Origin of the sequence: Mesorhizobium sp. AA22 (genome assembly GCF_001672375.2) — a bacterium.
Lineage (GTDB): Bacteria > Pseudomonadota > Alphaproteobacteria > Rhizobiales > Rhizobiaceae > Mesorhizobium > Mesorhizobium wenxiniae.
This window is the reverse complement of sequence record NZ_CP048406.1, coordinates 4,015,274-4,038,404: the sequence shown is the minus strand read 5'-3', so window position 1 is coordinate 4,038,404 and position 23,131 is coordinate 4,015,274. Positions and strand designations below refer to the sequence as shown.

At 62.4% G+C, this 23,131-nt stretch carries 20 protein-coding genes and 2 pseudogenes; 13 read left to right on the top strand and 9 right to left on the bottom strand.

Features of this window, described 5'->3' with window-relative positions:
• Positions 1-118 precede the first annotated feature (118 nt).
• Entirely contained in the window at positions 119-1,651 is a 1,533-nt protein-coding gene (locus A9K68_RS19440) for a bifunctional ADP-dependent NAD(P)H-hydrate dehydratase/NAD(P)H-hydrate epimerase (protein ID WP_065008784.1), read from the top strand.
• Positions 1,648-3,651 (top strand): hypothetical protein, encoded by a 2,004-nt coding sequence (locus A9K68_RS19435; RefSeq protein WP_065008716.1) that lies wholly within the window; start codon positions 1,648-1,650, stop codon positions 3,649-3,651. Before A9K68_RS19440 ends, A9K68_RS19435 begins: the two co-directional genes overlap by 4 nt.
• A gap of 34 nt (positions 3,652-3,685) precedes the next feature.
• Here the strand turns inward: A9K68_RS19435 and A9K68_RS19430 are convergent, their stop codons facing one another.
• The 3 genes from A9K68_RS19430 to A9K68_RS19420 form a co-directional block, all read right to left on the bottom strand.
• Positions 3,686-4,375 (bottom strand): M48 family metalloprotease, encoded by a 690-nt coding sequence (locus tag A9K68_RS19430; protein WP_163603051.1) that lies wholly within the window; start codon positions 4,373-4,375, stop codon positions 3,686-3,688.
• Between the two features lie 68 nt (positions 4,376-4,443).
• Positions 4,444-4,755 (bottom strand): hypothetical protein, encoded by a 312-nt coding sequence (locus tag A9K68_RS19425; protein WP_065008718.1) that lies wholly within the window; start codon positions 4,753-4,755, stop codon positions 4,444-4,446.
• Positions 4,756-4,762: 7 nt separating this feature from the next.
• Positions 4,763-6,295 (bottom strand): acyl-CoA carboxylase subunit beta, encoded by a 1,533-nt coding sequence (locus A9K68_RS19420; RefSeq protein WP_065008719.1) that lies wholly within the window; start codon positions 6,293-6,295, stop codon positions 4,763-4,765.
• A 387-nt stretch (positions 6,296-6,682) separates the two neighbouring features.
• Here A9K68_RS19420 and A9K68_RS19415 point away from each other — a divergent pair, with 387 nt between their 5' ends.
• Complete coding sequence (locus A9K68_RS19415; RefSeq protein WP_065008720.1) at positions 6,683-8,092, top strand: DEAD/DEAH box helicase; 1,410 nt, start codon at positions 6,683-6,685, stop codon at positions 8,090-8,092.
• A gap of 100 nt (positions 8,093-8,192) precedes the next feature.
• On the opposite strand, the gene A9K68_RS19410 is transcribed toward A9K68_RS19415, so the two are convergent.
• Together A9K68_RS19410 and A9K68_RS19405 are read right to left on the bottom strand one after the other, a co-directional pair.
• The gene (locus A9K68_RS19410) at positions 8,193-9,167 is read right to left on the bottom strand and encodes an alpha/beta fold hydrolase (RefSeq protein ID WP_065008721.1); all 975 of its coding nucleotides are present in this window, start codon (positions 9,165-9,167) and stop codon (positions 8,193-8,195) included.
• 97 nt (positions 9,168-9,264) lie between these two features.
• A complete protein-coding gene (locus A9K68_RS19405) occupies positions 9,265-10,086 on the bottom strand; it encodes an SDR family oxidoreductase (RefSeq protein ID WP_065008722.1) in 822 nt (273 codons plus the stop codon).
• 212 nt (positions 10,087-10,298) lie between these two features.
• Between A9K68_RS19405 and A9K68_RS19400 the strand changes: the two genes are divergently transcribed.
• From A9K68_RS19400 to A9K68_RS19370, 7 genes and pseudogenes are all read left to right on the top strand, one after another.
• Positions 10,299-11,333, top strand: a complete 1,035-nt coding sequence (locus tag A9K68_RS19400; RefSeq protein WP_065008723.1) for a cysteine synthase A — start codon at positions 10,299-10,301, stop codon at positions 11,331-11,333.
• Positions 11,333-12,076: an alanyl-tRNA editing protein gene (locus A9K68_RS19395; RefSeq protein ID WP_065008724.1), complete on the top strand. Its 744-nt coding sequence runs from the start codon at positions 11,333-11,335 to the stop codon at positions 12,074-12,076. The genes A9K68_RS19400 and A9K68_RS19395 overlap by 1 nt, the downstream gene beginning before the upstream one ends.
• A gap of 35 nt (positions 12,077-12,111) precedes the next feature.
• Entirely contained in the window at positions 12,112-12,969 is an 858-nt protein-coding gene (sseA, locus tag A9K68_RS19390) for a 3-mercaptopyruvate sulfurtransferase (protein ID WP_065008725.1), read from the top strand.
• A complete protein-coding gene (locus A9K68_RS19385) occupies positions 12,969-13,532 on the top strand; it encodes a GNAT family N-acetyltransferase (protein ID WP_065008726.1) in 564 nt (187 codons plus the stop codon). Before sseA ends, A9K68_RS19385 begins: the two co-directional genes overlap by 1 nt.
• A 99-nt stretch (positions 13,533-13,631) precedes the next feature.
• Positions 13,632-14,181, top strand: a pseudogene (locus A9K68_RS19380) (OmpA family protein).
• 245 nt (positions 14,182-14,426) lie between these two features.
• Positions 14,427-15,233 carry a 4-hydroxy-tetrahydrodipicolinate reductase gene (gene dapB / locus A9K68_RS19375; protein ID WP_065008785.1) on the top strand — a complete coding sequence of 269 codons (807 nt, stop codon included), beginning with the start codon at positions 14,427-14,429 and terminating at the stop codon, positions 15,231-15,233.
• 77 nt (positions 15,234-15,310) lie between these two features.
• A complete protein-coding gene (locus A9K68_RS19370) occupies positions 15,311-15,778 on the top strand; it encodes a DUF1203 domain-containing protein (protein ID WP_065008727.1) in 468 nt (155 codons plus the stop codon).
• A gap of 240 nt (positions 15,779-16,018) precedes the next feature.
• Here the strand turns inward: A9K68_RS19370 and A9K68_RS19365 are convergent, their stop codons facing one another.
• Both A9K68_RS19365 and ald read right to left on the bottom strand, forming a co-directional pair.
• Complete coding sequence (locus A9K68_RS19365) at positions 16,019-17,317, bottom strand: outer membrane beta-barrel protein (protein ID WP_065008728.1); 1,299 nt, start codon at positions 17,315-17,317, stop codon at positions 16,019-16,021.
• Positions 17,318-17,518: 201 nt separating this feature from the next.
• A complete protein-coding gene (gene ald / locus A9K68_RS19360; protein WP_065008786.1) occupies positions 17,519-18,634 on the bottom strand; it encodes an alanine dehydrogenase in 1,116 nt (371 codons plus the stop codon).
• 160 nt (positions 18,635-18,794) lie between these two features.
• Here ald and A9K68_RS19355 point away from each other — a divergent pair, with 160 nt between their 5' ends.
• Positions 18,795-19,268 carry an Lrp/AsnC family transcriptional regulator gene (locus A9K68_RS19355; protein WP_023675099.1) on the top strand — a complete coding sequence of 158 codons (474 nt, stop codon included), beginning with the start codon at positions 18,795-18,797 and terminating at the stop codon, positions 19,266-19,268.
• Here A9K68_RS19355 and A9K68_RS19350 read toward each other — a convergent pair.
• Positions 19,265-19,867, bottom strand: coding sequence for a 5-formyltetrahydrofolate cyclo-ligase (locus tag A9K68_RS19350; RefSeq protein ID WP_065008729.1), 603 nt, complete (start codon positions 19,865-19,867; stop codon positions 19,265-19,267). The genes A9K68_RS19355 and A9K68_RS19350 overlap by 4 nt on opposite strands.
• A 264-nt stretch (positions 19,868-20,131) precedes the next feature.
• On the opposite strand from A9K68_RS19350, the gene A9K68_RS19345 reads away from it, so the two are divergent.
• Positions 20,132-21,394 carry an NAD(P)/FAD-dependent oxidoreductase gene (locus A9K68_RS19345; RefSeq protein ID WP_029352312.1) on the top strand — a complete coding sequence of 421 codons (1,263 nt, stop codon included), beginning with the start codon at positions 20,132-20,134 and terminating at the stop codon, positions 21,392-21,394.
• A 161-nt stretch (positions 21,395-21,555) separates the two neighbouring features.
• On the opposite strand, the pseudogene A9K68_RS19340 reads toward A9K68_RS19345, so the two are convergent.
• Positions 21,556-22,728: pseudogene (locus A9K68_RS19340) on the bottom strand (cyclopropane-fatty-acyl-phospholipid synthase family protein).
• A gap of 246 nt (positions 22,729-22,974) precedes the next feature.
• On the opposite strand from A9K68_RS19340, the gene A9K68_RS32325 reads away from it, so the two are divergent.
• Complete coding sequence (locus tag A9K68_RS32325) at positions 22,975-23,109, top strand: hypothetical protein (RefSeq protein ID WP_281033824.1); 135 nt, start codon at positions 22,975-22,977, stop codon at positions 23,107-23,109.
• Positions 23,110-23,131: the final 22 nt, after the last annotated feature.

Genomic DNA, 23,131 nt, shown 5'->3' with positions numbered 1-23,131 from the left:
CATTGTCGCCAACGATGTGCTTATGATCGTGCCATTTCATCACCGTTTGCTTCGAACCGAAAACTGGACAATGTTTGACCACAGGGATCGTGGTTTGAGCCAATGCGGATCGGCATCCATGAACAATGAAATTTTGTCTCCGGCCGAAATGGCTGAGGCCGACCGGTTGACGATTTCCGCCGGACCACGCGACGGCATTGGCCTGATGCGCAATGCAGGTGCCGCGGTCGCTGCGGTGGTGCTCGCTCATTTTCCGGCTGCCAGGCGCGTCCACGTACTGTGCGGACCCGGCAACAATGGCGGCGACGGATACGTCGTCGCCCGCATTCTTCAGGACAGCGCCGTCGATGTCTTGGTGTGGGCATCCGGTTCGCCCAAAGCCGGCAGCGACGCTGCGCTCGCTGTTTCGGAGTGCCCGGTCAGGCCTCGGCCGCTATCGGAATTTGCTGCCGAGACAGGTGAGATCCTGGTCGACGCGCTTTATGGGGCAGGACTGTCCAAGCCGCTGTCCGGCGATGCCGCCAGGGCGGTCGAGGTTGCGACAGAACTGAACCTGCCGGTCGTCGCGGTCGATCTGCCCTCAGGCGTGTCAGGCGAGAGCGGCCAGATTCTCGGCCAGGCATTCCGCGCCCGAATCACGGTGACGTTCGCGCGAAAAAAGCCCGGCCATCTGCTATTGCCAGGGCGCGAGATGTGCGGCGATCTGGTGCTCGCCGACATCGGCATCACCGACGGCATCGTTGCGCAGCTTGAACCGCGAACCTTCGAGAACACCCCGCCGCTTTGGTTAGAAAGTTTCCCGGTCCCAGCCGTCGACGCGCATAAATACAGGCGCGGCCATGTCGGTGTCTTTTCCGGCGGGCCATCGGCGACGGGTGCGGCACGGCTGTCGGCGCTTGCCGCGGCCAGAAGCGGGGCAGGGGCGGTGACCGTGCTGTCGCCGGCGAACGGGCTGCAGGTGAATGCCGCGCATCTGACTTCGATCATGCTGCGCAAGGCCGACAGCATCACGGACGTACAGGAATTCATCGCCGGCCGCCGGCCGTCGGCTTTCGTCCTCGGACCCGGATTTGGCGTCGGCGAAAAAACACGCGATTTTGCCCTCGGCGTACTGGCCGCCGGACAACGGCCAGACGGCAGGGTCGACGGGCTGGTGCTCGATGCCGATGGCATCACCGCATTTCGCGATACGCCCAACGCTTTGTTTGAAGCCGCCTGTCGTCCGAACGCGCCGGCGCTGGTGGTGACGCCGCATGAGGGCGAATTCGTCAGGCTGTTTCCGGACATCGCTGGAGACAAGAATCTATCCAAGCTGGCCAAGGCGCGCACTGCCGCCGAGCGTGCCGGCGCCATCGTCGTCTACAAGGGCGCGGACACGGTGATCGCGGCGCCCGATAGCAGAGCAGCGATCAACGGCAACGGCGCGCCATGGCTGGCCACAGCCGGGTCGGGCGACGTGCTGTCGGGCATCATTGCCGGCTTCCTGGCACAAGGCATGCAGGCTTTCGAAGCCGCCTGCGCGGCGGTCTGGATTCATGCCGAGGCCGGCAGCCGTTTCGGACCTGGGCTGATCGCCGAAGACCTGCCGCTGGCGCTGGTGCCGGTGCTGCGCGAGCTTGCCGAAGATCGCCACGGGATGACCGCTGAATGAACCATCGGCTCGCCTTGATCGCTGTGATTTTCGCCAATTTTTTCCTAGCCAACCTCGCGCGCGCCGAAGGTCCGGTGATGATCGTCGACGATCCAGCCGTGCTCGCCGCCCTCGATGCCAAGGGTTTTGGTTTCGCCGGCATTTTCGGCGTCGATGGCAAGGGCGACCTGAAGACGCTCTATGACAAGGCGCCGGCCTATCATCAGATCGTCGAAACGATCGCCGGCGATGTCGCCGCGCTGCGCGCCGAAATGAAGGCTGGCGGGCGGCCGCTCTACGAAGTCACCGACGGCAATGTCGGCCGCATCATGGACATGCGCTGGCTGAAGACCGACGCCGCCCGTTTCCGGCTGGTCGGCGTCGTCAACCGGCTCGATCGGCGCGATTTCGCCGAGATGCGCGGCGACGGAAGCTGCGGCGAGGTGCGTTTCATTTATCGCCTTGCCTACAGTTTCAAGAAAAAAGGCAAGCTCCTGGCCTCGCGCCTGCCGTTCAACTTCAATGCCATCTACAGCGCCGCGCCGGACGCCGCCGGCGGCTGCGTCGGCGTTGCCGGGCGCTGGACGCCGCAACTCGACGAGACCGTCGATACCGGCTGGCTCATCGGCGGGCCGCTGGAGAAGGCCGGGCTGAGCTTCAAGCAGCTCGAGCTGAACGCCCAGGTGGTGCGCTTTCCCTCCGGCCAAGAGACCGAATTCGGCGGGCAGGCCGCGTATCTCATGCGGATTTTCGGTATCGATGGAGAGATGGTCAGCGAAAAGCCGCTGGAAAACACGCCGGATGTGGCGCTGCTCTCGGAAGACGCCGCTCTGAAAGCAAAACTTGCCGACTATATCAGCGCCAATCTCGCGGCGATCGATCTCGGTGTCTACGAAATCCCGCATGACTTCCTGGCGAAGAAGGTCATCTCGTGGTCGACTTTCGGCAGCGCAAGGCAGGCCAATCACCCGTTCACGCCGCTATTCCAGCCCGCGGATTTTTCTGGGCTCGACTATTCCGCGCTGAAGCTGGTGCGCACGCCGGAAGCGCTGGTCGAGCGGCTCGACAATGGCGCCTGCCAGGGATGTCATCAAGCTGGTTCGACCGCTGGTTTCCATTTCATCGGCCTCGATGACAAGACGACCTCGCCGCTGAACCGCATCGAGGTCGGTATCTCGCCGCATCTTCATGCCGAGATGCCGCGACGCGAGGCCTGGCTGCGCGCGACCGCAGAGGGCAAGGAGCCGAACCGATTCCGCCCATTGTCCTTCGCGCCCCCGGCCGCATGGCAGGATGCCGGCGAGGTAGCCTATCTGCCGGCCGAGGTGGCGATGCCGTGTCTGATGCCGGAGGATGCGGCCGGCTTCGGCACGACCTGGCAATGCGACGGCGGCACCGTCTGCACGGCGCTGGCGACTGCATCCGGCGTGCGGACGAAGCAGGCGCAATGCTTGTTGCCCAAGGACAGCGAAAAGATGTTTTCCGGCCATCCATGTCTGACCGGCTCGATCACCAGCAACCCGGGGCAGCCTTTCAATGACCGCTACAGCATATCAGGCCAGTTCGCGGCCTTCGCGACCGACATTTCGCGCGCCGCCTACACCTGCCGGCCGCCGAAGATCGGCGTGCCGGCCGGCATTGCCTATCGCGGCTGCGACGACAAGGATCGTGCCTTTGCCGCCTTCAAGCCGGGCAAGCCGATGCCGAACGAGATCTGCGGGCTGGTTGGCGGGAAAAAATTCGACATTTGCGTGGCGACCAACAATTTCGACCAGTGCCTAGGCGGCGCGGTCAACCGCGGCAACCGGCCGGCCTGCTCGGCCGATCATTTCTGCCGTGAGGATTATATGTGCCAGTCGCTACCGCCCGATACGCCTGGTATCGCCAAGGTGAAAGGTATCGGCTTCTGCTCGCCGACCTATTTTATCTTCCAGATGCGCATCGACAATCATGCCACGCCGTGGTTGGGCGCCGTCCGCGCGACGATGGGCGCGGGGTTCGGCGCGGCGGAAGCGGAGTGACCGGTACCTCGTCGCAAAAATCCAAATGGATTGCCTACCGATCGAGATAATCGGCGATTTTCGATGTCCATTCACTGTCGAAATGGCGAACCCGCTCTGCGACCATTTCATTGCTCAGCAGGCTCGACAGGGCAGGAACCAAAACCGGCTCTACCGTTGGAACGGAGCTATATTCAAGAGCAGTCAGACGTTCCGACCATGGTGGATGGTCCGCCCTCTCGTTATCGGGTGCGTCCCAGGCCTTCAGTGCATATTCCTGCAGAAGGCTCGTGCTCGACAAGTCGCTGCACACCGCCAGAACTCTATCGAGCGGCGGGCGAGGCGGTGCCATCGCGCCAAGCAACTCACGCTTGAGCGGATTGTAAACCCGATCATCGAAGAACTTATCGGCTGCGGCGATCAGGAGCAGGGCGCGCGCCGCTTCGTGCGAATCGCCTGACATTGCCGCATGACGATCGGCATCGATTTCCGCTCGTCGCGATAGCCGTATTCCTTCGCGTTCCAGAGAGTACGACAGCGGAGCCAGCATCCAGTAAAACAGGCTGCCGGAAACTGTTTTTCCGGGACGAGCATATTCGGAAATCAAATCGAAGCTTTTGTCGAGCTCGGCAAGATTGAGACCGCCGTTTGTGTCCCTGTTTTTCAGATGAGCGTTTTCGTGAGCAAGGATTGCCGAAAATGCCTTTTCGTCGGTCACGGCAAGCAACGGGATACCGACGGTCAAGATCGCCCGACGGCCAAGCAGACCCAGAAACGGGCGCTCTTCCCCAATGCTGGCGTTCAGATCACTGCTTAGCACAATCGTCGTCTGGCTGGCGCATGTTTGCCAGCCACGCTTTCCCACACTGCCCACAATTTTGGCGCCGAGTCCCGAGTAATACCTTCCACCCTGCTAGGCCGAAACCCGGCAAACAATGCTCCAATTAACAGAACGAAAGCCAGCATTGCAGCCGGTACGGCAATAACACCGCCCGCGATAGCCGCGAGCGGATGCCGGTCAAGGAGCAGCAGCCAGAGGAGCACCGGGCAGAAAAGCGGCAGAACAAAAAGCAGGACGGCAAACCTGCCGAAGTGCTCTCCCGTGTAGAGGACCAGGCGCGACATCAGCGTCTCACAACGGAATGTTGTCGTGCTTCTTCCAGGGGTTCTGCATATCCTTGTTGCGCAGCATGCGGAGCGCGCGCGCAATGCGGCGGCGGGTCGAATGCGGCATGATCACCTCATCGACATAGCCGCGCTCGGCGGCGACGAAGGGCGACAGGAAGCGATCCTCGTAAGCCTTTGTATGCGCTGCGATCTTCTTCGCATCGCCGATGTCCTTGCGATAGATGATCTCGACCGCGCCCTTGGCGCCCATCACCGCGATCTGCGCCGTCGGCCAGGCATAGTTCATGTCGCCGCGCAGATGCTTTGACGCCATCACGTCATAAGCGCCGCCATAGGCCTTTCGGGTGATGACGGTGATCTTCGGGACGGTCGCTTCGGCATAGGCGAACAAAAGCTTGGCGCCGTGCTTGATCAGCCCGCCATATTCCTGCGCGGTGCCAGGCAGAAAGCCTGGAACGTCGACAAAGGTGACGATCGGAATCGAGAAACAGTCGCAGAAGCGCACGAATCGCGCCGCCTTGCGGCTGGCGTCGGAATCGAGCACGCCGGCCAGCACCATCGGCTGGTTGGCGACGAAGCCCACCGTGCGGCCTTCGACGCGGCCGAAGCCGGTGACGATGTTTTTCGCAAAACTCTGCTGGATCTCGAAGAAGTCACCCTCGTCGGCAACTTTAAGGATCAACTCCTTAATGTCGTAGGGTTTATTGGCGTTGTCGGGGATCAGCCGGTCGAGCGACAGATCGTGATCGGTGACCGACTGGTAGCATTCGATCTCGGGGATATCAGCCGTATTGGAGGCAGGCAGCAGATCGACCAGCCGGCGCATCTGCAGCAACGCCTCGACGTCATTGTCGTAGGCGCCATCGGCAATCGAGGACTTGGTCGTGTGGACGGAGGCGCCGCCGAGGCTCTCGGCGGTGACTGTCTCGTTGGTGACCGTCTTCACCACGTCCGGCCCGGTGACGAACATGTAGGACGTGTCGCGCACCATGAAGATGAAGTCGGTCATGGCAGGCGAATAGACGTCGCCGCCGGCGCAAGGGCCCATGATCAGTGAAATCTGCGGGATAACGCCGGAGGCGAGCACATTGCGCTGGAATATCTCGGCATAACCGCCAAGTGCTGCCACGCCTTCCTGGATGCGGGCGCCGCCGGCGTCGTAGAGGCCGATGATCGGTGCGCGGTTGCGCAGCGCCATCTCCTGCACCTTGACCACCTTTTCGGCGTGGGCCTCGGACAGCGAGCCGCCGAACACGGTAAAGTCCTTGGCGAAGACATAGACCGGGCGGCCATTGACGGTGCCCCAGCCGGTGACAACGCCGTCGCCGGCGATTTTGGTCTTCTCCATGCCGAAATCGGTCGAGCGGTGCTCGACATACATGTCGAACTCCTCGAACGAGCCCTCGTCGAGAAAGACGTCGATGCGTTCGCGCGCGGTGAGCTTGCCCTTCTTGTGCTGAGCGTCGATGCGGGCCCGGCCGCCGCCCATGCGCGCCATGTCGCGGCGGCGCTCGAGTTCCTTCAGCACGTCCTTCATCGCTCGATCCCCAAAACGGAAAGCCTGATTTGTGGTAATCATGGCAGCAGGGCAGCGCAAGCGCCGCTTCGCCATGGCTTTCGCTGCGCTGCAACATAACGCCCCTTGCATTTCGCGGCGAACTGGGCCATATGCGGCGACATAGGCGCTTGGGCCGGGAGTATCCGGCCTTCTCGACGAATGAGACTGGTTGCGTCTGTTTTCCCTCTTTCCGAGATCGGCAAGGCGGCGAAAAAGCCCCGCGGCATGATGCATGCGGGCACGACAGCGCAGCCGCGCGGACGATTATGTCCGCCGCCTTGTCGTTCCATGAGAATTTTTCGACGGCAGGTTGCGCCCTGCCGCCACTGATGTTTGCGGCCAGGAGCCGCGTGAAAGAAGAATATTTTGACCAACGAAAACACTTTGGCCGGTAAGGACACTGGGGAACTTTCGGGTTTCGCAGCACTTGGAATTACCGGCGCGCTGCTCAAGGCCACCCACGGCGCCGGCTTCACTGATCCCAAGCCGATCCAGGCCCAGGCGATCCCGCCGCAGCTGGAAGGCCGTGACATTTTCGGCATCGCCCAGACCGGTTCGGGCAAGACCGCGGCGTTCGCGCTGCCGATCTTGTCGAAGATCATCGCGCTCGGCACCAAGCGCCGGCCGAAGACCGCTCGTGCGCTGATTCTCGCGCCGACGCGCGAACTGGCGGTGCAGATCGAAGATACCATCAAGATCCTGGCCAAGGGCGCGCATGTCTCGACCGCGCTGGTGCTGGGCGGCGTCTCGCGCTTCAGCCAGGTGAAGAAGGTTGCCCCCGGCGTCGACATCCTGATCGCCACGCCTGGCCGGTTGACCGACCTGGTGCGCGAGGGCGACCTCGTGCTTGCCGACACCAAATGGCTGGTGCTCGACGAGGGCGACCGCATGCTCGACATGGGCTTCATCAACGACGTCAAGCGCATCGCCAGGGCAACCGCGCCGGACCGTCAGACGGTGCTGTTCTCGGCGACCATGCCGAATGAAATCGCCGAGCTGGCGAAAGGCCTGCTGAAGAATCCGATCCGCGTCGAGGTCGCGCCGCAGAGCACAGCGGCGGCCGAGATCGTGCAGGGCGTCGTCTTTGCCCGCACCAAGCAGAAGCGCCAGGTGCTGTCGACGATGCTCGCAGACGAGGCGATGAAGTCCGTCATCATTTTTTCGCGCACCAAGCATGGCGCCGACAGGGTGACCAAGGACCTCGAGCGCGACGGCTTCAAGGCCGCCGTCATCCACGGCAACAAGTCGCAGAACGCCCGCCAGAAGGCGCTCAACGATTTCCGCGAGGGTTCGGTGCGCATTCTTGTGGCGACCGATATCGCGGCGCGCGGCATCGACGTGCCCGGTATCAGCCACGTGGTGAATTTCGACCTGCCGGACGAGGCGGAGAGCTATGTCCACCGCATCGGCCGCACCGGCCGCAACGGCATGGACGGCATCGCCATCACGCTTTGCGACCCGTCCGAGAACAGCAAGCTGCGCCAGGTCGAGCGCATTATCCGCACCAAGCTGCCGGTCGTTGCCGACCATCTCGGCAGTCCCGACCCGCAGCGCAATCCAGCCGAAAAGAACGAGCGCAGCTTCGAGCCGGCCAACGACCGCAGTAGCCGTCGCGACGGCAGGCGTCCCGGTGGCCAGAACAACGGCTTCGGCAAGAAGCGTTTTGGCGACAAGCCAGCCTTTGTCGGCGAGCGCAAGCCGGAAGGCGCCAAGCCCTTCAAGGGCAACAACAAGCGTCGTTTCGGCGGCAAGCGGCCAGCGGCGCGAGCTGCGTAAGCCTATAGTTGCATCTGGCTGGCCTGTCGGGCTCGGCTTGGTTTGCGGGATCTGAAAAGGCGATCGGAGCGATGCTTCGGTCGCCTTTTTCCCCTGAGATCTACTTCACCACCGCCTGTATCCAGACGACAATGCGCTGCGCGAGGAAAGCCGTTGTTGCTGGCGACAGTGCGTCACCTGCAATGACGTGGTTGTCCCGATCGCCGGCATCGTCGACCGGCACCAGTTCGTGCGCCGCGCCCCAGCGCCCGGCGATTTCGCGGGTGCGGTCTGACCGCACGATCCTGTCCGAATCCGAAAAGATGAACAGGGCGGGGATGTTCGCCTTCTTCACCGGCGCGCGATAGGCAAGCTCGGTCAGCGCCGCCATCGGTTGCGTCGCGGCGATCGGATAGCGGTAGGTCCAGAATTTCTCGTGCAGCGGGTTGCGCGGCGGGAAGCTGCGCTCCTTGCCGGCGAAGAGTTGGGCGATTCCTCTGCCCCAAGGCATGGTCAGGAGTTCGGCGCCCGAAGCCCTAACGCCGAAATTCGGCGAGATGAACGCGATTGCGGCAACACCGTCTGAAGCGCCCGGCTGCGTCGCAGCCCAGGCCGCCAGCGAGCCGCCGGTCGAGGTAGCGATGACGATCACCTTGTCGCCGATCGCCCGGCCGATGGCGAGCGCTTCCGCATAGTCGTTGATCCAGGCGTTGACGCTGCCATCCGCCATCGCGGCACCGCCCTGTCCGTGGCCGGTGAGGCGGGTGTAGAAGAGGTTGGCGTCGAGCTGGTCGGCCACCTCGTCGGGCAGCGGACGAACCTCGCCCTTCGACGCCGAAAAGCCGTGGACGTAGACGATCGACAGCGGCGTCCTGGCATGAATCATCGGATTGGCCCAAATGATTTCCTTTTCAAGTCCGTCGCGGATATCAGGCACGGCCGCCTCCCGGCGTGCCAGATAGGCTTGCGGATCATCGCCGATCAGGGAAGAATCGAAGCGAACCGTGGTGTCGACGTGGACGCGCGGGCCAAGCGCGAAGGCGAGGACAAGAATGAGGGTGAAAGCCAGCATTGCAAGCACGATTCGTCGCCCCATCGCAGACTCCGTCCAAATAATCCGCAACCTATGGCCGCGATGGCAGACAGGCAACGGCGTCCCGCCGGCTGCGGGATCGCCGACTTCGATGGCCGGTCTATTCGCTCGGCGGCTTGCGGTCGAAATTCAGCGGACGCGCCTTCCAGCGGGTCGCGGTGCTGATGACCCACCGGCAGAACGGTCTCGGCAGGATTCTGAGCAGCTTCAGGCCCCAGCTCAAGCGGCGCGGGAAGGTGACTTCGAAGCCGCCGGACTTGATGCCGCGCGCCATGCGGCGCGAGGCGCGATTGACGGGCATCAGACCGGGCATCGGCAGCAAATTCTTCTCGGTCAGCGGGGTGTCGACGAAGCCCGGGTTTATCACCTGGATGCGGACGTTCATCTTGTCGAAATCGTATTTCAGCGACTCTGCGAGGATATTGACCGCCGCCTTGGTGCCGCCATAGGCGGCCGTGGTCGGCCAGCCGAAATAGGCGGTGACCGAACCGACCAGGACGATATGGCCGCGCGCGCGGACGCGCATGCGTTCGATGACCGGCACCAGGCCGTTGATGGTGCCGAAATAATTGACATCGAAAGACTGGCGAAATTCACGGACGGCAAGGTCTTCGCCGGCGGTCGCAATATAGCTCCCGGCATTGAAGACGGCCAAGACGATCGGGCCGAGATCCTTCTCGATCGCCGCCACCGTCTTTGCCATGCGTCTCTCGTCGGTGACGTCGCAAGGATAGGCCGTGACATGGCCCGGCATCTGCGCCGTCTCGACAACAAGCGTATCGATCGAATCGTCGTCGAGCGCCGTCACCGCGACGGCATAGCCTTGCTCCGCCAGGTCCTTGGCCAATGAACGGCCGATGCCGCTGCTGCCGCCCGTGATCCAGGCGACGCCGTCTTTCGGGTTGGCCCGGTAGAGAGTCATACTATGCCCTGCGACTTTTTCTTAGCCTGTGCTCTAGCGACGAAGAAATCGAATGAAAAGAGCGCTTTTCAGTGGGAGCTTCAACGAAAAGCGGAAGGCGACGTCTATTTTCGGAATTGCAGCCCAGAAATGCCGCTGGACCAGACAAATTCTTGCCTTGAAACCGAAGCTTCGGGTTTCTAGGGTTCCGCCGCAAGCATAAAGGAATCTCCATGCCCCGTTCTGTGATCGAAGCGATCGGCAACACGCCTCTGATCCGCCTCAACAAAGCCTCGGAAGAAACCGGCTGCGAGATCCTGGGCAAAGCCGAATTCATGAATCCTGGCCAATCGGTCAAGGACCGTGCCGCGCTGTTCATCATCCGCGATGCCGAGCAGCGCGGGCTCTTGAGGCCGGGTGGGGTCATCGTCGAGGGGACGGCCGGCAACACCGGCATCGGATTGACGCTGGTTGCCAAAGCGCTTGGCTACCGCACCGTGATCGTCATCCCCGAGACGCAAAGCCAGGAGAAGAAGGACACGATCAAATTGCTCGGCGCCGAGCTGATCGAGGTGCCTGCCGTTCCCTACAAGAACCCCAACAATTATGTGAAACTGTCGGGCCGTCTGGCCGAGCAGATGGCCCGGTCCGAGCCGAACGGCGCGATCTGGGCCAATCAGTTTGACAACGTCGCCAACCGTGACGGCCATACCCGCACCACAGCGGAAGAAATCTGGGCCCAGACCGGCGGCAAGGTCGACGGTTTCGTCTCGGCGGTCGGCTCCGGCGGAACACTGGCCGGCATCGCTTTCGGGCTTAAGTCCAAGAGCAAGGACGTCAAGATCGCGCTCGCCGATCCGCTGGGTGCGGCGCTCTATAGTTTCTACACCAGCGGAGAGCTGAAATCCGAAGGCAGCTCGATCACCGAAGGCATCGGGCAGGGGCGGGTCACCGCCAATCTGGAAGGGTTCACGCCGGATTTCTCCTTCCAGATTCCGGACGAGGATGCACTGCCGATCGTCTTCGACCTTATCCAGGAGGAGGGTCTGTGCGTCGGTGGCTCGACCGGCATCAACATTGCCGGCGCGATCCGGTTAGCGCGTGAGATGGGTCCCGGCCACACCATCGTGACCGTGCTTTGCGACTACGGCACGCGCTATCAGTCGAAATTGTTCAACCCGGAATTCCTGCGCCAAAAGAAGCTGCCGGTACCGGGCTGGATGGAACAGCGGAGCACAATTTCGGTGCCGTTCGAAAAGGTCGCGTGATGGCTTACAGGACGGAAGCGCTGTTTCGCGACGACGCCTATCTCAGGACGGCTGACGCCACGATTGTAGCCGTCAACGATCGTGGCGGCATAATACTGGACCGGACGATCTTCTATGCCACGTCGGGCGGGCAGCCGGGCGATACGGGCACCCTCGAACGCGACGACGGCAGCCTGATCGCTGTTGCCGCCACCATCACCGGTCAGACCAAAGATGAGATCATTCATGTGCCGCAGCCTGAGCAGGCGGTGCTTGAGGTCGGCGAACCGATAAAGCTCGCCGTCGATTGGGAGAGGCGGCATTTGCTGATGCGCATGCACACAGCCTGCCATTTGCTCACCGTTGTCTGCCCGTTCCCGATCACCGGCGCCTCGGTTTCCGAGGACGACAGCCGTGTCGACTTCGACATCCCGGATGCCGGCTTCACCAGGGAAGACGTGACGACCAGGTTGATGGAACTGGTGCGGGCCGACCATCCGGTCTTTGTCAGGCTGATCACCGACGAGGAACTGGCGGCCAATCCGGCGCTGGTGAAATCCAAGAATGTTCGGCCACCCGCCGGCACGGGCAAGATCCGCCTGGTCTGCATTGGCGAGAACGCCTCGATCGACAGCCAGCCTTGCGGCGGCACCCATGTGAAGAGCACTGGAGAAGTCGGCGAGATCCATATCGGCAAGATCGAGAAGAAGGGTCGCGAGAACCGACGCTTCCGAATACGCTTTGGACCGATGCCGCCGGCCTGATAAACAGATTGTCAAAGGCGGGCAGGAGAAGAAGAATGGCCGAAGACAGCCCTTTCACCGTCGATGCGGACTGGTTGCAGAAGCGCCTCGGCGAGCCTGGCCTGACCATCGTCGACGCGTCCTGGTATCTGCCGGCGCAGAAGCGCGACGCGCGCGCCGAATATGACGCAGCGCACATTCCAGGCGCCCGTTTCCTGGATCAGGATGCGATCTCGGATCCCGATTCCGCACTGCCGCACACGCTGCCGTCGCCGCAGCATTTCGCCCAATATGTCGGCGCCATGGGCATTTCGGCCGACGACACCATCGTGGTCTATGACGGTCCGGGCTTCTTCTCGGCGCCGCGCGCCTGGTGGATGTTCCGTGTCATGGGGGTGTTCCAGGTCTACGTGTTGGACGGCGGCTTCGACCGCTGGAAAGCGGCTGGACGGCCGGTGACGGCGGAGCCGACGAAGATCGCGCCTTGCGTGTTTCATGCCGACTTCGATGCCGCCCGCGTCGCCAGCCTGGCCGACATGCGCCGTATCGTCGAGACCGGGAAAAGCCAGATCGCCGATGCGCGCTCGCCTGGCCGGTTTGCCGGTACTGAGCCGGAGCCTCGCGCCGGCGTCCGCTCAGGCCATATGCCCGGCGCGCACAACGTGCCGTTTTCGGCGCTTGCCGAGAACGGCGAGCTGCTGTCGAAAGACCGACTGCGCAAGGTGATCGAGGACGCCGGCATCGACCTGTCGAAGCCGGTCGTCACCTCTTGCGGCTCAGGCGTCACTGCGGCGGCGATCACGCTGGCGCTCGAGACGCTTGGCCATACCGACAACAGGCTCTACGACGGTTCATGGACGGAATGGGGTGGGCTTAGCGATACGCCCGTCGTGACGGGCAAGGATCGACAGTGATGGAAAACGGAGCGCTTGAAGACATCGAGGTCACGGTGACGTTTCTCGAAATGCATGTGCCGCCGGCCTACTCGCCGCCGGTGCCGTACAACCGCCAGATCGCATTGCTGAAGACCAAGGACATTCCGCTGCATTTCTACCGCTACCTGATGGATCGGGTAGGCCGCAAATGGCACTGGGTCAACGTGCTGAGGCTCAGCGACGAGGAGCTTTCTGCGGGCATCCATCGCGAGGACCGCGACATCAGGGTGCTGTATCTCGATGGCTCGCCGGCCGGTTTCTTTGACCTAAAGCCGCATCTGCCGGAAGAAGTGGAACTTGCCTATTTCGGCATGATGGAGCACGCGACCGGCCAAGGCATCGGCCGCTGGTTCCTGGGTGCGGCGATCGCTGCCGCCTGGTCGCACGGTCCAAGGCGGGTGACGGTGCAGACCTGCACGCTCGACCATCCGGCGGCATTGCCGCTCTACCAGAAGCTCGGCTTTGCACCGGTCGCGCAAAAGAAAGAGATCGTGCATCCAATAACTTTCGCCGAGCGTGCGGCCAGTGTCATGCGGCCATGATTTTCTCCGCAAACTGAACCTATTGTTCATCAATGCTTCAGCTTGTCTTCGCCATCTTGCCGGCACCATCAATGCGGCCGAGGCCGAAGGAGAAAAGACATGCTGACCCGACGCACATTTGCCGCCGCGCTGGTTGCGGCCCCCGCCATGCCGACCCTTGCCGCCGCTCAGGCAACCACGCCTTCGGCGGCGACGATCGAGCGTCAGCTCGAGGCCGCGCCCCGCGTTAAGCTGCGCCCGAACCAGCGCGTCACCATCCGCGAATTCAAGAGGCGGCCGGACCTGCGGCGCATGGCCCGTTCGATCGATATCCAGTCGATCAATTTCGCCTTTGGCTCGGCGGCCATCTCCGAATCGCAATATGGCAAGATCGAAAACATCGCCGATGCGCATCCTGCGGCGCGACCCCGGCGCCCGCGTGCTGATCGAAGGCCATACCGACGCGGTTGGCTCCTTCCAATGGAACCAGATCCTGTCCGAACAGCGCGCCGCCTCGCTGAAGCGCACCTTGGTTCGCGAATTCGGCGTGCCGGGCTATACGCTGGAAACCGTCGGCTACGGCGAGGAATTCCTGCTCGTGCAGACGCAGGACGAGAATTGGCGCAATCGCCGGGTGACGCTCCGCCGCTTCGACGACTTCATCCGCTGAGCCTGTCCGAAATCCGCATTGGCGGCCATCTGAAGGCGTCTTCTGCGCTTCCGGTGCTCACGGACCTGAATCTCCGCTCCGCTCCGGTTCTCGAAGACACCATCATCTGACTTGCCACTGCGATGTTCGAACAGGCTCAGTCACTGCGGTCTGGATCAACACCCGGAAACGAGCCTGGCTTGAATGAGCCGCGCTCTTTACATATCGCTGTCGGTCAAAGCTCGATGGTGATGGAGGACCAAACGATGACGCTACGGGTGGTGATGGCCGGTGCGACCGGCTGGGTCGGCAAGGCGCTGGTTCCGGCGATCGGGGCGCAAGGCGACATGGCACTGGCCGGGGCTGTGTCACGCAGCAGCGCGGGGCAGGATTCCGGCCTCCTGGTTGGCATGCCGGCCAACGGCATCACCGTTTCCGCCTCTTTGGCCGAGGCGCTGGAGGTGCCGTCGGACGTGCTGGTCGACTACACCAAGCCGCATCTGGTGAAAGACCATGCGCTGCTGGCCATAGAAAAAGGACGGCACGTTGTGATAGGCACGTCGGGGCTGGGTGCGACCGATTTCGGCGAGCTCGACGCTGCAGCACGCGCCAATCGTGTCGGCGTCATTGCAGCCGGCAATTTTTCAATCACCGCCACGCTGATGAAGCGGTTTGCACTGATGGCGGCAAAATACGTGCCGGATGTCGAGGTGATCGACTATGCGAGCGCCAAGAAACCCGACGCGCCGTCCGGCACCGCGCGCGAGCTTGCCGAAGCGCTGGCCGATGTCCGCAAGGCTTCGACCGCGCGGCCGGTCTCGGAGGTCTCGGGTGTGCCGGGAACCCGCGGTGCGGCGGTCGGTACGGGCGAGGGGGTGCAGGTGCATGCGCTGCGTCTGCCTTCCTACATCCTGTCCTGTGAGGCGCTGTTCGGCCTGCCCGACGAGCGGCTGACCATTCGTCACGACGCCGGCTCGTCCGCTGCTCCGTACGTGGCCGGCACTCTGCTCGCTATCAGGCGGGTACAGGAGATCACAGGACTGGTGCGCGGTCTCGACGCCTTGATGGACTGATCCAAATTGGCAGGAATCGGGTGGGAGACGCTGGCGCAGCTGCGTAATTTTCGGTCGACGACACCGGAGATTTCGCCATGACCATCCAGTTCAAAGGCTTGCCCACGGAAGATGTCAGAGCCTTGCAGCGCGGCGCGCCCGACGCCTATGGCCTGACACCAGAGCGGAAAATATCCGACGGTGACGGCGTGCCTTGCCGCCACTGCCTGAAGAACGTGGCCACTGGAGAAGCCTATCTCGTCCTGGCTTACCGGCCATTCTCGGAATTGCAGCCCTACGCCGAGACCGGTCCGGTCTTTCTGCATGCCGAAGAATGCGAGCGCGCTGCCGAAGCCGAGGCGCTTCCAGAAATGCTCGAAAGCGCCGAGTACATTGTGCGCGGCTACGGCAGGGACGACCGCATCGTCTATGGCAGCGGCGGCGTCATTCCGACGGGCGCCATCGCGGCGCGGGCCGAGACCCTGTTCGAACGCGACGAGATCGCCTATGTGCATGTCCGCTCGGCGCGCAACAATTGCTACCAGTGCCGTATCGACCGCGCGTGACGATTCGGGCGGTATTCATCGATCGCAGCTGTCGTACGCCTGTCGCATTGTCGCGTTACGGAATTGATTGTCGATCGATTTGCCGACCGCGGATGAACCGGCGGGAAGTCTCGACATCAGAGGAAGCGGGGCCTTGGCTCCGCTTTTTTGTTGCCCGCGCTGTCCGCCCCGCATTTCTTCCGCCCAAAGAAAAAAGCCCGCCGGAATGACCGGCGGGCTTTGACTGTTGCTTGGGCGGTTCTAGTTGAACTTGTACTTCGCACCGATGCGGACGGTATGGAACGAAGGCGTGGACGTGAGAGTATCGTCCGGCAGCCCAAGATCCGACGAAAAATCCTTCTCGGAGAACTGCGAATAGCGGTACTCGAGGCCGACGGTCACGTTGCTGGACATGGCCGTTTCCAGACCACCACCCACCGAGAAGCCGCTGGAGTCCCAATCGAGGATATCGCCGATGGGTGAAGACGCGTTAAGATCGAAGTGCTGCCAGCTGTAACCACCGAGCACGTAGGCGAGGGTTGATTCGTTGACTTTCATACCGACACGGGCAAGTACATCGAAACCGTAATCTGTATCCAGATTGATCGATCCGCCCGGAACTTCCAACTCCGAAGTCATGCCGGAGTAGCGGGCATCCACCATGACGCCTGCGACCCAGCTGCCGAAATCATGGTCGTAGCCGACGTTCAATTCGCCGAACACGCCTTCGCCACCGATCCCGTTGAACTCGAGGTCGCCAGCCGGCGGAACGTCGATCTGATGCACCGACGCACCCGCGCCGGCGGCGCCGCCGACGTAGAAGCCTGTCCAATTATAGGCAGGAGCCTCAAAAGAGGCGACGCCACCATTCTGGGCGCCAAAGCGATAGTTGGCCGCAACCTGGAACGTATGCCGCGACGTATCCGTGTCGAGGACGCCGTCCGGTATATCGAACTCGGAAAGAATGTTTTCAGTACCGAAGCGGGTATAGCGATATTCTGACTTGATGGTCCAGTTACTGTTGATGGCCGTTTCAACGCCAGCTCCGACGAAGTAGCCGCTCTGGTCCCAATCGAAATCAAAACCAGCGTTCGTGTCGAATTTATATTTTTGCCAGGAATAGCCGCCGAGCACATAGCCCAAAGTGTTTGGCGTGAAGAGGTAACCAAGCCGCAAACCAGCGTCGAAACCGTAGGTCTCGCGGACCGAAGCATCGAAACCAGCAACATCGAGCGTGGTTTCAATGTTGCCGGCATGGGCATCCAGCAGTCCGCCGATCAGGAAGCGCGGCGACACCATATAGTCGTACCCAACGGTCAGTTCACCGTATACGCCTTCACCACCAATGCCGTTGAACGAGAAGCCAGGAACCAGATCGCTGCTGAGCTCGTGGACATTGGCGCCGGCGCCAACGCCAAATCCGACATAGATGCCACTCCAGTTGAAGGCCGACGACTCGACGACCGGCACAACCGCGTCGGCGGCATGAGCAACCGATCCGAGCGCCAGGACGGAAACTGCGCCAAGAAGAAGAGATTTTGCTAATCGTTTGCTGGTCATTGCCCCTACCTTTTTTGAAAAACCCACCAGCCGTCTAGCACCCGCCCATGCTGGCGGCTGTAACAAAAAAGCCACAGGAAAGACACATTGCAAGCAGGACGGGCAAAGCCGGTCAGCTAATCGCAAACCGTGAAATTTGCTTGTGGAAAAAGAGCCGCCGAGGGCGTCGGCGGCTCGGTCGGAGAGGATTGAGCGGCGGGTTCAGGCGGCGAGAACGGCCTTTGGCTCGACCAACTCATAGCCGAGTGCTTCGGCCACCGCGCGGTTGGTGATCTTGCCCTTGTGGACATTCAGGCCGTTGCGCAAATGATGATCGTCGATCAGCGCCTTCAGGCCCTTGTCGGCGAGCTGCAGGCCGTAATGCAGCGTTGCGTTGTTGAGCGCGTGGGCCGAAGTGACCGGCACTGCACCCGGCATATTGGCGACGCAATAGTGAATGACGCCGTCGACCTCATAGGTCGGCACGGCATGAGTTGTGGCGTGCGAGGTCTCGAAGCAGCCGCCCTGGTCGATGGCGACGTCGACCAGCACCGAACCTTTCTTCATGCCCGACAGCATCTCGCGGGAAACGAGCTTCGGCGCGGCGGCACCTGGAATCAGCACGGCGCCGACGACGATGTCGGCCGAAAAACATTCCTCTTCCAGCGCCTCGACAGTCGAGTAGCGGGTGTGGACGCGGCCGCCGAAGATGTCGTCGAGCTGGCGCAGGCGCGGGATCGAGCGGTCGATGATGGTGACGTCGGCGCCAAGGCCGACCGCCATCCGGGCGGCATGCAGACCGACGACGCCGCCGCCGAGCACAGTGACCTTGCCGGGCAGCACGCCGGGCACGCCGCCGAGCAGCACGCCGCGACCGCCATTGGCCTTCTGCAGCGCGGTGGCGCCGGCCTGGATCGACAGGCGGCCGGCGACTTCCGACATCGGCGCAAGCAGCGGCAGGCCGCCGCGGTCGTCGGTGACGGTCTCGTAGGCGATGGCGGTCACGCCCGAGGCCAGCAGGCCCTTGGTCTGCTCCGGATCCGGCGCGAGATGGAGATAGGTGTAGAGGATCTGGCCGTCACGGAGCTGAACCCATTCGTCGGGTTGCGGCTCCTTGACCTTGACGATCATGTCGGACTTGGCAAACACGTCGGCGGCCGTCTTGGCGATGGTGGCGCCGGCTGCGCGATAGGCGTTGTCGTCGGCGCCGATGCCGGCGCCGGCGCCGGTCTCGACCAGCACTTCGTGGCCATGCGCGACATATTCGCGGACCGAGCCCGGCGTCAGGCCGACGCGGTATTCGTGGTTCTTGATTTCCCGGGGGCAGCCGACGCGCATCTTCTTCTCCTCCTGATCCGGCCCTTTTGAGGCACGTTCCCTGTTTAGAGATAGTGAACCACGAATCGTCCCGTAAGTGTTTGCGAATGCGCTTGCGCAGAAGGGCACGGCTCGATAATCGTTGCGCGAAATAGCTGGATTGTCGCAGGAAACCCGGAAAATGCCGCTCGACAGGATCGATATCGCCATTCTCGAAACGTTGCAGAAGGATGGACGGATACCCAACGCGGCGCTTGCCGAGAAAGTCGGCCTGTCGCAGTCGGCCTGCTCGCGGCGACTGGACAACCTGGAGAAATCCGGAACCATCCGCGGCTATCACGCCCGGCTTTCCAATGCCGCTCTTGGCCACCAGATGACGGCGATCGTGCATATATCGCTGTCGGGGCAATTCGAGAAGACGCTGTCGGATTTCGAGGCGGCGATAAAGCGCTGCCCGAATGTCCTGTCCTGCCACCTGATGTCGGGCGAATACGATTATATCCTGCGCATCGCGGCAAAAGACCTCGTCGACTATGAGCGCATCCATAAGGAATGGCTGTCGGCGATGCCGCATGTGACGAAGATCAATTCATCCTTCGCCTTGCGTGAGATCGTCGACCGGACGGCGGTGGGGATGAAGCCGGAACTGGCCTAGGCCTTGAACGCCTCCGTCACCACCCGGTCCATCGGGATGTCATGCGGCTGCGGGTAGATGGTAGCGATGCGCTGCAGTTCGTAGCCGACACCGATGACCAGCGGCTTGAACGGCATCGCCGCCAGTGTGCGGTCGAAGAAGCCACCGCCATATCCCAGCCGGTACTGTCTCGGATCGATGCCGACGATCGGTGAAATGACGACCTCGGGCAGCACCGGGTCGCCTTCAGCAGGGATCGGAATGTTCCAGACGCCCTTCTCCAGCCGGTCACCCGGTGCGTAAGCGCGAAAGACAAGAGGCTGGCCTTTCTCGACGACAACAGGCAGTGCGGTCCGGCCGCCGCGCTCATTGACGGAAGCCATCCATGGGCGCAGATCCGGCTCGCCCCGGAACGGCCAGTAGAGGCTGACCATGCGGCCGGCGATGTCGCCGATCAACGTGTCGAGGCTTTCGCCGATGCGCTGCGACATTGCCGCCCGCGCGTCAGCCGAGATAGCGAGGCGCGCCGCAATCAGCCGCTCGCGCTCGGCCTTGCGCCATCGTTTCACGTCGGTCCAATCGGATACGGGCGTCCGGAATTCCGGGTCGAGCTCATGCATGAAGCAAGGCGGCGAGGAATATTGACCCGGACAGTCGTCATGATCGCTATTCAAACTCCACTCCGTCGTCAGTTTTCAATGAAATTATACTCGGCGGCAGGATAGAGCATGTACATTCGCGACATCTTACGGCGGGCAGTCAGCAAGTCGGATGTTGTTGCGGTGCACAAAAGTATCTACATCAGCCTTGGTGAAATTGCTCTCAAGCCTGCTCTCCCGGCCAGCCTGCTCTCCCGGCCAACCTGCTCTCCCGGAGTGAATGAGATGAAGGAATCCAGTCACCATGTCGTCGTCGTCGGGGCGGGCTTTGGGGGGCTCGAATTTACCCGCGCGCTTGACGGTGCGCCGGTGCGCATCACCATGATAGACAAGCGCAACCATCATCTCTTCCAGCCGCTGCTCTACCAGGTGGCGACCACAGCGCTGGCGACCTCGGAAGTCGCCTGGCCAATCCGCCATCTCCTGCGCAAGCGCAAGGACGTGACGACGCTGCTCGCCACCGTCGCCGGCGTCGACCGCATCGGCAAACGCGTGCTGTTCGATGATGGCGGCGCGGTCGCCTACGATACGCTGCTGCTGGCCACCGGCGCCCGCCACGCCTATTTCGGCCATGACGAATGGGAGCCTTTCGCACCGGGGCTGAAGACGCTGGAGGACGCCACCACCATTCGGCGGCGCATTCTGCTCGCCTTCGAGCAGGCCGAGCGGGAGACCGATCCCGCCAAGCGCCAAGCGCTGTTGACGCTGGCGATCGTTGGTGGCGGACCAACCGGCGTGGAACTGGCCGGGACCATTGTTGAACTGGCGCACGACATGCTGCGCGGCGAGTTCCGCAACTTCGATACGCGGCTGACGCGCGTGGTGCTGATTGAGGCCGGTGACCGCATCCTTCCCAATTTCGCGCCGGAACTTTCCGACTATGCCAGCAAGGCGCTCGAGCGGCTCGGGGTGACGGTCGAACTCGGTCGGCCCGTTACACGCTGCGACGCCGAGGGTGTCGTCTTCGGCGACACGCAGCTGCCGGCCAGGACTATCCTGTGGGCAGCAGGCGTCGCCGCTTCGCCGGCCGCCGAATGGCTGGGGGCGGCAGCGGACCGTGCGGGCAGGGTGCTGGTCGAGCCCGGTCTGACCGTGCCGGGCAGCCCGGAGATTTTCGTCGTCGGCGACGCTGCACACGTCCTGCGGCCAGATGGCCGCATGGTGCCCGGCGTAGCACCCGCCGCCAAGCAGCAGGGCCGGCATGTCGCCGCGACGATCAAGGCCCGGCTGGCCGGCGACGCAACCCCGCGCCCTTTCCGCTACAAGCATGACGGCGATCTGGCGACGATCGGTAAGCGCGCTGCCGCGATCGATTTCGGCTGGATCAAGCTCACCGGCCGGCTGGCCTGGTGGCTGTGGGGCCTCGCGCACATCTATTTCCTGATCGGCTTCCGTAACCGGCTTGCGGTTTCGCTGAGCTGGCTATGGATCTACGTGACCGGTCAGCGCAGCGCGCGGCTGATCACCCAAGGCGACGACAGGAGCTGATGTCTCCGCCCCGCACATTCATCCACGTCATCTGTTCCTGATGGATCGCTTGCTTCAGGCAGGACTTGGCACGCGCTGTTGAAGGCTGGCACGTCGTTGAAGCCTGATATGTCGAACAGGAGAAAACCCCAAGCCGTGTAAACCACCTGCCGGACATCGATCTAGCTGGCGCGGAAGCCGGCTTCGCAGTAGTGCAGGTAAAATTCCCGGAGCTTCTAGAAGCGGTCGTCGAAACCGAGCGGGACGATCTTTTCCCAGGACGCCCAGAAGCGGTGGCGCCATTCGGCGCGTGTGCCGGTATAGTCGTCCGGGAAAATGCGCTCGCCCAGATGAGCAAGTCCATGGTCTTTGCCGGGCGCTTTCAGGATCGACGACGTCGGCAGCATGCCGCCGGGAAAGACGTAACGCTGGATGAAATCCGGCCGGGCGCGATAGGTGTCGTAGGCTTTTCGTTGATGGTGATGATCTGCAGGCCGGCGGTGCCGCCAGGCCGCAGGCAATCCTTCATATTGCGGAAAAGCACAGGCCAGTATTTTTCACCGACCGCCTCGAACATCTCGATCGAGGCGATGCGGTCGTAGGATCCGGTTTCGTCGCGGTAGTCCTGCAGCTTGATCTCGATCTTGTCGGCAAGTCCAGCCTTATGGACGCGTTCTCTGGCGAAATCATGCTGCTCGCGGCTGATCGTCAGCCCGGTGACGCGGCAGCCGATCTCGCGTGCGGCGAATTCGGCAAAGCCGCCCCAGCCGCAACCGATTTCCAGCACGTGGTCTTTCGCGCCGATGCCCGTGTCCTTGGCCAGCGCGCGATATTTGGCGGCTTGCGCGCTTTTGAAGATCGTTGGCGCCAGCCGCATAGAGCGCCGGACGAATAGGTCATGCTCGGATCCAGCCATTCCTTGTAAAAGGCGTTGCCGAGATCGTGATGCGCCGAAATGTTGCGCTTCGAGCCGGTGCGGGTGTTTTGGTTGAACCAGTGGCGGACCCGCTGGACGGCGTTGACCAGCCAACTGGCGCCGCCGGCGATGCTCTCTCTGATTTCAGAATTGACCACTAACAGTCCAGGAAACTGGTCACGTCGGGACTGTCCCAATCGCCGTCCATGTAGGATTCGGCGATGCCGATGGTGCCGCCGTTGAAGGCGCGGCCGGGCAAGCGCCAGTTCTTGAGCACCAGTTCGGCGTCCGGACCCAGCGAGCCACGCGGCAGGTTCATCGCCGCCGACAGCACCATCCGCGCCTTGGCCGGCAGGCCTTTAGCGGTTTCGGTGAAATTGAATTCGTCCAACCTGACCCCGTCGCCCGATGCAACGCCGGTGTCTTCCTTGTGAGCCATGTCACGCCCCCGGGACTTCTGCGGCGCCGGCGAAAAATGGCCGGTTTCCACACACTCTTGCAGTTCATTCGCCAGAACGCGAACGCCGCCTCCCGATGAATCCCCGCAGCAATCTTTCATGCCATCAAAGGGAACTTCAAGAGCCAAGGCGGGCGAACACGGATCAATGGATAGATTCTGGGGGAGGGCGCTGCTCAACGCTGGAATCACTATGGTTGCAGCCACCCAGATGCAGTAGTTTCACGCATGCGTTATGTCATCGTCATCTGCGCCGTCACGTTCTTCCTGATCTGGGACGGACTCTACAATCAGGGCCGCTATCTCGACACCACGGTCGGGGAGATAACGCGCGTCGTGCGCTACATCACCAGTATCGTCTAGGTTTCTTTTCCCCGCCCAACGC